Genomic DNA, 11452 nt, shown 5'->3' on the forward strand with positions numbered 1-11452 from the left:
GGCCTGTTTGCTTTTAGATTCAACGGACCTTTTTACGCATCATACCCCAGCACCGGCGCCAGCCAGCGCTCCACGTCCCCGACGCTCATGTTCTTTCGCTGGGCGTAGTCGAAAACCTGGTCTTTCGTAATCTTGCCGACAGCGAAATACCGGGATTCGGGGTGTGAGAAATAGAAACCACTGACCGACGAGGCCGGATACATGGCAAAACTTTCGGTCAGTTCGATACCGGCCTGACCCGCATCCAGCAGGTCGAACAGGATGCCCTTTTCGGTGTGATCCGGGCAGGCGGGATAACCCGGTGCCGGCCGGATGCCCCGGTATTCCTCCTTGATCAGTTCGTCGTTGCTCAGCTTTTCTTCGGGCGCATACGGCCAGAACTCCTTCCGGACGCGCTGGTGCATCAGCTCGGCGAAGGCTTCCGCCAGCCGGTCGGCGATGGCCTTGATCATGATGCTGTTGTAATCGTCGTGGTCGCGCTCGTATTTTTCGATCAGGGCTTCGATCCCCACCCCGGCCGTTACCGCAAACCCGCCGAGGTAGTCTTCCCGACCCGATTCGAGCGGGGCAACGAAGTCGGAGAGGCAGTAGTTGGGCAGCCCCGGCGCCTTCTGGTTCTGCTGACGCAGAAAATGGAAGACGGCCTTCGTATCGTACAGCAGCGTACCGGCCGGCTTTTTCCGGCCGTCCGGATTGGCAATTCCAATGGAAGCGGTGGCGGATTGCAGATCCGCATCAGTCGGCGTCGGGATTGCCAATCCGGACGAGCGTTCGGCCGAGCGCTCCGCGGAGCGGCTTAGTTTGTATTCCAGGTGCAGGTGCGAACCGTGCCGCTCGCAGGGTATCTCGCGGGCGATCTCCTCGAAATCGTGCAGAATGATGTCGTCATCGGTGGAGTTGGCCGGAAAGAATCCGACCACGGCATGGGCTTTCAGCAGCTTTTGATCGATCACCTCCTGCAGGAGCCGGCTGGCGTCGTCGAACAGCTTCCGGGCCTCGGCACCGACGACGGCGTCCTCGAAAATCTTCGGGTATTTGCCGTGAAGCTGCCAGGTCTGGAAGAACGGCGTCCAGTCGATGTACTTCGCAATTTCTTCGAGTGGGTAATCCTTAAAATACCGGTTGCCCAGGAAGGTCGGCTTCACCGGCTCGAAGTCGGACCAGTCGATGGCCGTGCGGTTGTGCCGGGCCTGGCCGATGGTCAGGTAGTTCTTATCCTGCCGGCGTCTGGCGTGGTCTTCCCGGAGTTTCGCATATTCGGCCTTGATTTCCCGGAAAATATCCTCCCGGGTCGCATCCGTTTCGCTCGTCAGCCGCCCGGCTACCGGAACGCTCCGGCTGGCGTCCAGCACGTGGATCACCGGCCCTGAGTAGTGCGGGTCGATTTTCACGGCGGTATGAATCCGGGAGGTCGTCGCCCCGCCGATCAGCAGCGGGATGGTGAAGCCCTGGCGCTCCATCTCCTTCGCCACCCCGACCATTTCGTCGAGAGAAGGCGTAATCAGACCGCTCAGGCCAATGATGTCGACGTTATGCTTCCGGGCTTCATCCAGGATTTTCTGGGTCGGCACCATCACGCCCAGGTCGACGATCTGGTAGTTATTGCATCCGAGCACCACCCCGACGATGTTCTTTCCGATGTCGTGCACGTCGCCCTTCACGGTCGCCATCAGGATTTTTCCGGCGGCCCGGGAGTCGGCCGTTTTTTCGGCTTCGATGAAAGGCAGCAGATAGGCCACGGCTTTTTTCATGACCCGGGCCGACTTCACCACCTGCGGCAGAAACATCTTGCCTTCTCCGAACAGGTCACCGACCACGTTCATACCGTCCATCAGCGGCCCTTCGATCACCTGGAGCGGTCGGTCGTACTGCTGCCGGGCTTCCTCCACATCTGCGTCGATGTAGTCGGTAATGCCTTTCACGAGGGCGTGTTTCAGCCGCTGCTGAACCGGTTCGAGCCGCCAGCTTTCGTCCTGAACCACCTCCTTGCCTTTCGCCTTGACGGTTTCGGCAAACTCGACCAGCCGTTCGGTGGCGTCGGGCCGCCGGTTGAGCAGCACGTCCTCGCAGCGTTCAAGCAGGTCTTTCGGAATTTCGTCGTAAACCGCCAGCTGACCGGCATTGACGATGCCCATGTCCATGCCGGCCCGGATGGCGTGGTACAGGAAAGCCGAGTGCATGGCTTCCCGCACCACCTCGTTTCCGCGGAAACTGAACGAAATATTGGAAACGCCCCCGCTTACCTTCGCCAGCGGCAGGTTTTCCTTGATCCAGCGGACGGCGTTGATATAGTCGACGGCGTAGTTGTTGTGTTCCTCGATTCCGGTCGCCACCGTCAGGATGTTGGGGTCGAAAATAATGTCCTGGGGCGGAAAACCGACTTTGTCGACCATGATGCGGTAGGCCCGCTCACAGATTTCCGTGCGTCGTTCGTAATTGTCGGCCTGGCCGGTTTCGTCGAACGCCATCACCACCGCAGCCGCGCCGTAGCGTTTGATGAGCCGGGCGCGTTCGATGAAGGCGGCTTCTCCTTCCTTGAGGGAGATGGAGTTGACGATGGCCTTGCCCTGTACGCATTTCAGCCCGGCCTCGATCACCTCCCACTTCGAGGAGTCGATCATGACGGGAACGCGGGCGATGTCCGGTTCCGACGCGATCAGGTTCAGGAAGGTGGTCATGGCCTCGACCGAATCGAGCATGCCCTCGTCCATGTTCACGTCGATGACCTGTGCCCCGTTCTCGACCTGCTGCCGGGCCACGGCCAGGGCCGACTCGTAATCGCCGGATTTGATCATCCGTGCGAACGCCTTGGAGCCGGTTACGTTGGTCCGCTCCCCGACGTTGACAAAATTGGTCGTTTCGGTGATTTTCAGCGGTTCCAGCCCGGAGAGCTTCTGGTAGGGTTCGGCGGCCGGTTTCGGGCGGGGCGGGTATTTGGCCGCGGCTGCGGCAATGGCCCGGATGTGGTCCGGGGTGGAGCCGCAGCACCCCCCGACGATGTTGACGAAACCGTCGCGCACGAAGCCCTCGATTTCGGCCGCCATCTGTTCCGGCGTCTGGTCGTACTCGCCGAACTCGTTCGGCAGGCCGGCATTCGGGTAGGCGGAGGTGAAAAATGGAGACTCTTTCGCCAGGGTCTGCACGTAAGGACGCAGCAGTTCGGCACCGAGCGCACAGTTCAGGCCGACACTCAGCAGCGGCAGGTGCGATACCGAATAGAGGAAGGCCTCGGTCGTCTGGCCCGACAGCGTCCGGCCCGAGGCATCGGTGATCGTACCGGAAACCATGATGGGCAGCGGCTCCCGGCCTGTATCCGTAAAATATTTGTCGATGGCGAACAGCGCGGCTTTGGCGTTGAGCGTATCGGTGATGGTCTCGATCAGCAGCAGATCGGCCCCGCCCTCCACCAGACCGCTGACCTGGGTGTAGAAGGCCTCCACCAGCTGATCGAAGTTGATGGAGCGATACCCCGGGTTATTGACGTCGGGCGAAAGCGAGGCCAGCCGGGTAGTGGGGCCCATAGCGCCGGCCACGAACCGGGGTTTGTCGGGCGTCAGGCGGGTTACCTCGTCGGCCACCTCGCGGGCGATCTTTGCCGACTGATAGTTGAGTTCGTAAACCAGATCCTCCATATGGTAGTCGGCCATGGCGACCCAGGTACCGCTGAAGGTGTTGGTTTCGATGATGTCTGAACCGGCATCCAGATACTGCCGGTGAATTTCCTTAATGATTTCCGGCTTCGTAATCGAGAGCAGGTCGTTATTTCCCTTCAGTTCGTGCGGCCAGTCGGCAAAACGTTCTCCGCGGTAATCGGCATCGGTGAGTTTATACCGCTGGATCATGGTCCCCATCGCGCCGTCGAGGATGAGGATGCGCTGTTGAAGAAGGTCGGTCAGCTTTTTCAAGTACTGTGTAGATTTAGCTTCTGAATCCCGCAGTCTTCCGCCTGCGGGCACGCGTTTCCGGCCCGATCAGATCGGGTGACGGGCAAACATACGTTGGTGGCTTATCGAAGAAAGGCAGGCCGGGAGCAGGCTTTCAACTTATCTTTCCCCGATTTGGGGGTGGAAAGTGGCACCTTTTTCCTAAAGAATGGTTGCCAAGACATCGTCGGGTCCAATCCCTCCGTCTTTCTGGATAAGCGTCTTACAAAAATACAAATAAGGCCGGTCTTCGCCAAAACAATTTCTTGCGGGCGAAAACCGGCCTTATTATTCGGCAGTCGGGGTTACCAGGTCTGTTCCAGGTCCTCCTTGGTGTAGGTATGATTCCGCTCGTGGTACAGAGAGGCTCCGTTGTTCCGCTTTACGGACATCGGGTTTTTAGCCGTCAGGCGGTAGAGGAGGGCAATCGGGAACAGGAACACCCAGAACAGAATGGTCAGGATGATCTTCCCGTTGATGGTTCCCAGCACCTCGGCGATTTTGAACCAGACCCAGACGATGCCGTTGCCGACGGCCGGGATCATCAGACTCAGAACGCCCACGGCCGCGGCCGCATACAGCCAGTACACCGATTTGAAGATAAAATACAGGACCAGCAGACCGGTGACGATCACCAGCTGGGCCTTGACACGATCCAGAGCACTCATAGCCAGACGATTTCTTTAAAACAGGGTATAGATAAACGGTGCAACGGCCGACCCACCGCCGATGACGATGATGACGCCGATCAGCAGCAGCAGCAGAATGACCGGGGCCAACCACCACTTTTTACGCTGCTGCAGAAAACCGAAGATGTCTCTGAGAAAGTCCATGATTCTTTTGATTAAAACTTCATTGCTGTGATTTGGTAAAACGGGACGTCATCATCCGGGAAAGCTGCTCACCCACCCGTTGATTGACGACGGCGCTGGCGTGAAAGTCATTCCGCCCCACGATGCGGTCGGCGGGGTCGATGTCTTTCACCAGCGAGCTGACGAGCAGCACCGGAACCTGGTTTTTCTGAAAAAACTCTACCACCGGACGGGTGTACTGCGTCGTTTTCTCCAGATTGTGGGAGAACGGAAACAGCACCACATACAGCGGGATCGAATTTGTCCGGCAATATGTAACGAACTGGTTCAGGTCGCTCAGGTGCGCCCCCAGAATGGCCGGGTCCGTATAGACTTTCCGGGCGTAATCCTCGAAGGGCGTGGCGCCACTGCCGTGGGGCAGCTGCCAGTAAATGTAATTCAGGAGGTACGACTTCTGGAACAGAACGCGAAGCCTCCCCGGCAAATCGCTGTAGGGCTGAAAAGCCGCCGGCGTCACTCCCTTTTCCCTCGCCACCTTCTCGATGTCGTTTGGAAAATACTGGAGTACGACCGCGTCCGGCTTCACCCCGAACTTCTCGAACCGCCGGTATTCATCCCGGGTATCGGAACCCGACACCCCGAGGTTATACACAACATACTGCCGGTTGCCCAGGCCTTTCGCCAGGATGTTGGAATACCGCTCTTCCACCTGCTTCAGACCGTGGCCGGCGGTATAGGAATCGCCGACGACGATGATCTTTTTCTTGCCGGTGGTGTCGACATGCTCCGCGTCGCGGTAGCCGAGCGAGTTGACCGGCGGCCAGTACCGCTCGAACCAGATGTGGGAAGCCAGCGTCAGGCCCCCCTCGTGGCTCTGGGAAACGAACATAAAGGCTATTTCCAACACCACCAGCAGCATGATCATCGGAATGAGCAGCGTGGCGCCGTTGGCCAGCCATTTCGGCGCCTTCTGGTTCTTGATGACCCCGTAATAGAACAGCCGCAGCACTTCGATGAGCAGCAGCAGCAGCAGACTGGCTTTCGCCAGCCGGACGTAAATATTGTCAAATAATTCGTAATAAGGATATTCGAACGTAATCTTCAGCCGTTCGCTGAAATAAATGAAAACGACCAGGAAGCTAAGAAAAACAAGCCTGATCAGACTACTGACGACCTTCGACATTGCAGTTCAGATGTTGATAAAAGGTAGCAGGTTCAATCCAGCACGAACTCCTCTTTCCAGTTGTCCTTCTCCTTCCACTCCGGCTGCTCAACCTTGTTAAACAGGTAGTTACCGATAACCAGATAATCCATTTCCGTCCGCATGAAACACCGGTAGGCGTCGTTGGGGGTGCAGACGATGGGTTCACCCCGGACGTTGAAGCTGGTGTTGACGATCACCCCGTATCCGGTCAGCTTCTTGAACGAATCGATCAGCTGCCAGTAGCGAGGGTTGGTGTCGCGGTGAACCGTCTGGATCCGGGCCGAAAAGTCGATGTGCGTAATGGAAGGCAGGTCCGACCGCAGGTGGTATAGCTTGTCGCGCAGCGGCAGGCTGTCGTAATTGTCCGGAAGAGGTTTCCGGCGATTTTTCACGACCGGATGAACCAGCAGCATGTAGGGCGAAATGCCGTCGTATTCGAAGTATTCGGCACAGTCTTCCGCCAGGACCGAGGGCGCGAACGGCCGGAACGATTCCCGGTATTTGATCTTGAGATTCAGCTTTTTCTGCATTTCGGCGCTGCGGGGGTCACCGAGGATACTGCGTCCACCGAGCGCCCGGGGTCCGAACTCCATGCGGCCCTGTACCCAGCCGACCACGTTTTCGCTCGCCAGAATCCGGGCCACCTCCTCGCTCAGCAGGCAGAAATCGTCAAACCGTTTGTAGGTTGCCTTGTAGCGTTTCGCCATCAGCTCGACGTCCAGATCGGAGAACGTCGGCCCGAGATAAGAGCCGCTCATGGCATCCTGCTGGTAGTCGATGATCCGTTCCTTTTCATAATAGATATGATAGGCCGCCAGGGCCGCACCCAGCGCCCCGCCCGCATCTCCGGCGGCCGGCTGGATGAACAGGTTCCTGAACACCTCCGACTTCTGGAGTTTACCGTTCGCGACGCAGTTAAGAGCCACACCACCGGCCAGCACCAGGTTTTCGGACCCGGTCAGCCGGCGGGCTTCCTTCGCCATCGTGATAACGATGTCTTCGGTTACGTATTGAATGGCCAGGCCCAGGTTGCAGTGGATCGGCAGCAGTTCGTCCTCCGGGTTGCGTTTCGGAAACCCGAACAGTTCCTCCCACTTTTTCTCGTGCACCATCCGCAGGCCGGTCGCGTAATCGAAATAGTCCTGATTCAGCCACACGGAACCGTCCTCCTTGCAATCGATGAGCTTGTCTTTGATGATGCTCACATAGCGGGCGATGTCGGGCGACTGGGGGTCGCCGTAGGGTGCCAGCCCCATGAGTTTATACTCGCCGGAATTGACCTTGAAGCCCAGAAAATAGGTAAAGGCCGAATACAGCAGACCGAGCGAGTGCGGAAAATGAAGTTCTTTCAGGATGGTGATCTGGCGGCCTTCACCCAGGCCGATGGAAGCCGTGGCCCACTCCCCGACCCCGTCGATGGTCAGGATGGCCGATTTTTCAAAAGGCGAGGGGTAATAGGCGCTGGCCGAATGCGAAAGATGGTGCTCCGGAAACAATAGCTTCACCTTCTTCTTCGGATCATACCCCAGTTTCTCCAGTTCCTCCCGGATCAGCCGCTTCAGAAACAGCTTGTCTTTCATCCAGACGGGCATGGCCGTCAGGAACGATGCCAGACCACGGGGGGCAAAGGTGTAATAGGTCTCCAGCAAACGTTCGAACTTCAGCAGCGGTTTGTCGTAGAAAACGATGGCATCCAGCTGATTGAGAGTCGTTCCGCCATATTCGAGGCAAAACTTCACGGCATTGGAGGGAAAGCCGGGATCGTGTTTTTTTCGGGTAAATCGTTCTTCCTGTGCTGCCGCGACAATCCGTCCATCTTCAATTAAAGCCGCAGCAGAATCGTGATAAAAAGCTGAAATTCCTAAAATCGTCATTGTTGTGAATACAAGCGGGGTCGGCAAATTAGTGACACTTGGGTAGATTTTCTGGAACAGCGATTAAAATTTTAATAAATTTTATTGTAAGGAAACCATTAGTGAGAGTACGGTAACAAAACCTTCTATACGTCAGGGTCAGTAAATAGAAATCAGACGCGAATAGGGGCCGGGCCGGAAACCGGTTCATTGTTTTGCGCGTCCCAATATGGTATCTTTGGCCGCTTTGTAACATCCATAGCTTCTCCTGCAACCTTGAAAATTGCTGCTATCGATATCGGCTCCAACGCAGCCCGTCTTCAGATTTCCACCGTTCTCCAGGTCGACGAACTGGTGAGTTTCAAACGCGTCGAATACGTTCGGTTTCCGCTCCGGCTGGGCCACGACGTGTTCAATTTCAACCGTCTGACGCCCGAAAGCGAAGAACGGACCACCAAACTCATGCAGGTCTACAAGCTGTTGATGGAACTGCACGAAGTGGAAGACTATATGGCCTGCGCCACCTCGGCCATGCGGGAATCGGCCAACGGACCCGAGGTAGCCGCCCGCATCAAGGCCGCCACCGGCATCGAGATTCACATCATCGACGGCCAGAAAGAAGCCGAACTGATCAACAACGTGGTGGTCCAGGCCCTCGACGGCGCTCAGCACCTGCACATCGACGTGGGGGGCGGCAGCACCGAACTCAACCTCTACATCGACCGCCGGAAGGTCAATTCCCGGTCGTTCAAGATCGGCTCGGTGCGACTCCTGGAAGGCAAGGAAACCAAAGGAGCCTGGAAAAAGATGGAGGAATGGATCGCCGAAAACGTCGATACGACCCAGGAGGTGATGGCCGTCGGGACCGGGGGCAACATCAACAAAATCTTCAACCTGGTCTCCAAAACCTCCGATAACACCGCTACCCTCGAAGAGATCGAGCGGATGCGGGCCTACATCGACGGCTTCAGCCTCGACGACCGGATCAACAAACTCCGCCTGAACGCCGACCGCGCCGACGTCATCGTTCCGGCCGCCGACATCTATATTTCCGTCATGAAATGGGCCGGCGCCCACTGCATCAAAGTACCCGATCTGGGCCTGAAAGACGGAATCATCCAGCTCGTCTACGAACGCTGGGCCAAAAAGCACCGGAAGAAAAAGTGACGAAACCGACCGACCGGCAAGACAGCCACGAAATCATCCACCTTACGAACCCCCTCCCCGACCGGTTTCCGCCGTTTTTCCGCGACGGCTACCTGTTTCTGCGCCCCGACCACCTGCTCGGCCAGCCCGGTCGGCCCCTCCACTTTTTTGCCCTCCTGAACCGAACGACCGGACAGGCCGACGCCCGCTTTGCCTTCTTCGAAAAGGACGGTATGGCCCTCAGCCCGTCGGCGGCTTCATTCGGTTCGGTCGAATTTGCCGAAACGGTGTCGGACGAGATGTTGCGGGTGTTGATGCATTATGTTACCGAAATTGGTAAAAAGTTACTAAGCCGGGGAATCAGAATAGTGAGTTATCCCGATTGCTATGAATCCGCCCGGGCCGAGCAGCTTCGACAACTGCTGGTTTCGCTGGGTTATTATCAAAAAGTCATAGAGCTGAACCAGCATGTACACGTTTCGGACCAGGATTTTGAAGCCGGCCTTCACCCTGCCGAACGAAGGCGGCTTCGGAAAGGCCGCGAAGCCGGTTTTTCGGCCGGGGTATGGGAGAAGCCGGAGATCGGGGCGTTTTTTGACCTGCTGAAAACCGCCCGGGCCAGAAAGGGACATCCGCTGACGATGAGCCGGGAGGGCCTGGAGGATTTACTGACCCGGTTTCCGGAAGAGTGCCCGGTTTTCGGCGTCTGGGATCAGGACCAGCTGATTGCCGCGTGCCTCGGCATCCGGGTTTCCGCCGGGATTCTGTATTATTTCCAGCCGGCCGACCATTCGGACTATCTGAGGTTCAGCCCTTCGGTAATGCTGATCGAAAGCCTTTATGCCTATTGCCGGGAACAGGGCGTTCCGCTCCTCGATCTGGGCATCTCCACCAGCGGGGGCATCCGCAACGAAGGGTTGATCCGCTTCAAGCAGCGACTGGGCGCCCGGGAATCCGCCAAATCCATTTTTGAGATTACTTTCTGAACCTATCGGCCCAGCGAACGCGCCCGCGCCCACATCGCCGATACCGTATAATTGACGTCCTCCGACACCCGCATTCCGAGGACCAGCCCCGTAAAAAGGAGCGTCAGAACGGCGCTCCGGACAGAGATCCCGAGCAGGATTTCGAACCAGTTTCCGTTCCACTCGGGCAGGACCAGCGACACGCCGTAGACCCCCGCCAGAATCAGGAACGCCTTCGCCCCCGACAAGGTAAAAGGCAGCATCCGGAAGAAGATCCACACCAGCCCGACTTTGCCGAGTGCAAACAGCAGGGTCGTCAGGGCGGTCGCCAGAGCCGCCCCATTATAACCGTACAGCGGAATAAAATACGCGTTGGTCCCCACGGCCGTCAGGGCCATCAGAATCATCAGGTACGTGGCAAACCGGAAATATTTCGAGTAATTGATGATTTCGCCGTTGAGGCCGGTCGCCATATCGAACAGCTTCGAGAGCGCGATCAGCAGCACCACCAGCTTGCCCTGCCGGTAAATGTCGGCTTTCGGCAGCAGGCTGAAAATGCCGTCGATATTCGTCCAGATCAGCAGAAAGACCAGACCGCCGACCAGCAGCTGGTTCAGCGACGATTTATGATACAGCTCCCGAACGTGCCGCAGGTCGTTGGTACGCAGGGAGTTGGCCAGCAGGGGCGTTGAAATCTGGGTGATGGCTTTCCGGGGAATTTCGATGATGCTGCCGATGTAGGTGGCGATGATGAAAATGGCCGTGCTCGTTAGCCCTTCGTTGTGGGAGAGCATGGTCCGGTCGATGAAATACACCACCTGCACCCCGACGCCCCCCAGCACCACGAACAACCCGAAATAGGCCATCTGCCGCAGCAGCCCTTCTTTCAGGCTGTTGAAGTCGAATCGCAGCGAAAACTTTCCAAGTTTGTAAATATAGATCAGCAGAATCACCACGGCCAGCCCGTAACACGCCACCATCAGATACAGCATCCAGTCGAAACTGACCCAGCCCAGCCCGAACAGCAGCACGACCAGAATGTTGGCGAGCTTCAGGTAGACCTCCCGGATAAAGGTCGGGATGGCGATGCGGGAATTGTTGCGGCAGTATGCCTCCAGGACGGTGATGTAAATCCAGAAGATCGTCAGCGGAACGACCAGCACGTGATACGGGACCAGCTTGGCGGACTCCTTGGCGAAGTAACTCTGAATCTGGTGTTCGAACCCGAAATAGAGGGCCGCAAACAGCCCGATGCCGAGGATCGGATAGAGCAGCAGAAAGCCCAGAAAGCCCCGGTTCCGGCTGTGGTGGTCGCGGTAATAGCCGAAAAACCGGTCGGCGATGAAGGGCGTGCCGAGGTGGGCGAAAGCCGCGAACACGAGGCTGTTCTCCAGCAAAAGCCGTGAAATAGCCAGCTGGTCGGTCGTCAGAAGCTTGACCGAGACGAACAACTGGTTGATGATCCCGATGCCGACGCCGATGTAGGAACCGAGGCTGGCTTTCAGGCTTTGGCGGATGATGATACCCATTCGTTACAACGATTCCCGCA

Annotated in this window: 8 protein-coding genes and 1 riboswitch; of the genes, 2 read left to right on the forward strand and 6 right to left on the reverse strand. The window is 57.4% G+C overall.

The features are described from left to right. Nucleotides 1–32: 32 nt before the first annotated feature. From metH to DX909_RS00150, 5 genes are all read right to left on the reverse strand, one after another. Nucleotides 33–3905 (reverse strand): methionine synthase, encoded by a 3873-nt coding sequence (gene metH, locus DX909_RS00135; protein ID WP_128543021.1) that lies wholly within the window; start codon nucleotides 3903–3905, stop codon nucleotides 33–35. A gap of 135 nt (nucleotides 3906–4040) precedes the next feature. Then, nucleotides 4041–4144, reverse strand: a riboswitch (SAM riboswitch). Between the two features lie 84 nt (nucleotides 4145–4228). Continuing rightward, on the reverse strand, nucleotides 4229–4591 hold the full coding sequence (locus tag DX909_RS00140) for a hypothetical protein (RefSeq protein ID WP_128543022.1): 363 nt from the start codon (nucleotides 4589–4591) through the stop codon (nucleotides 4229–4231). A gap of 15 nt (nucleotides 4592–4606) precedes the next feature. Further along, nucleotides 4607–4756 carry a DUF5989 family protein gene (locus DX909_RS29405; RefSeq protein ID WP_164851150.1) on the reverse strand — a complete coding sequence of 50 codons (150 nt, stop codon included), beginning with the start codon at nucleotides 4754–4756 and terminating at the stop codon, nucleotides 4607–4609. Between the two features lie 19 nt (nucleotides 4757–4775). Beyond that, nucleotides 4776–5918, reverse strand: a complete 1143-nt coding sequence (locus tag DX909_RS00145; protein WP_128543023.1) for an SGNH/GDSL hydrolase family protein — start codon at nucleotides 5916–5918, stop codon at nucleotides 4776–4778. 32 nt (nucleotides 5919–5950) lie between these two features. Beyond that, a complete protein-coding gene (locus DX909_RS00150; RefSeq protein WP_128543024.1) occupies nucleotides 5951–7813 on the reverse strand; it encodes a carbamoyltransferase family protein in 1863 nt (620 codons plus the stop codon). A gap of 255 nt (nucleotides 7814–8068) precedes the next feature. Here DX909_RS00150 and DX909_RS00155 point away from each other — a divergent pair, with 255 nt between their 5' ends. Both DX909_RS00155 and DX909_RS00160 read left to right on the forward strand, forming a co-directional pair. Continuing rightward, nucleotides 8069–8959 (forward strand): Ppx/GppA phosphatase family protein, encoded by an 891-nt coding sequence (locus DX909_RS00155; protein ID WP_128543025.1) that lies wholly within the window; start codon nucleotides 8069–8071, stop codon nucleotides 8957–8959. Further along, the gene (locus DX909_RS00160) at nucleotides 8956–9924 is read left to right on the forward strand and encodes a GNAT family N-acetyltransferase (RefSeq protein ID WP_164851151.1); all 969 of its coding nucleotides are present in this window, start codon (nucleotides 8956–8958) and stop codon (nucleotides 9922–9924) included. The genes DX909_RS00155 and DX909_RS00160 overlap by 4 nt, the downstream gene beginning before the upstream one ends. 2 nt (nucleotides 9925–9926) lie before the next feature. Here DX909_RS00160 and DX909_RS00165 read toward each other — a convergent pair whose 3' ends face one another. Next, a complete protein-coding gene (locus tag DX909_RS00165) occupies nucleotides 9927–11432 on the reverse strand; it encodes a lipopolysaccharide biosynthesis protein (protein ID WP_229310879.1) in 1506 nt (501 codons plus the stop codon). Nucleotides 11433–11452: the final 20 nt, after the last annotated feature.

The sequence above is a fragment of the Larkinella soli genome, from assembly GCF_003703975.1.
Lineage (GTDB): Bacteria > Bacteroidota > Bacteroidia > Cytophagales > Spirosomataceae > Larkinella > Larkinella soli.

Bases quoted from the DNA above. Each gene is read 5' to 3' on its own strand.
- DX909_RS00140 (WP_128543022.1), bottom strand. From the start codon at position 4,591: ATGAGTGCTCTGGATCGTGTCAAGGCCCAGCTGGTGATCGTCACCGGT.
- DX909_RS00150 (WP_128543024.1), bottom strand. From the start codon at position 7,813: ATGACGATTTTAGGAATTTCAGCTTTTTATCACGATTCTGCTGCGGCT.
- DX909_RS00165 (WP_229310879.1), bottom strand. From the start codon at position 11,432: ATGGGTATCATCATCCGCCAAAGCCTGAAAGCCAGCCTCGGTTCCTAC.
- DX909_RS00145 (WP_128543023.1), bottom strand. From the start codon at position 5,918: ATGTCGAAGGTCGTCAGTAGTCTGATCAGGCTTGTTTTTCTTAGCTTC.
- DX909_RS29405 (WP_164851150.1), bottom strand. From the start codon at position 4,756: ATGGACTTTCTCAGAGACATCTTCGGTTTTCTGCAGCAGCGTAAAAAG.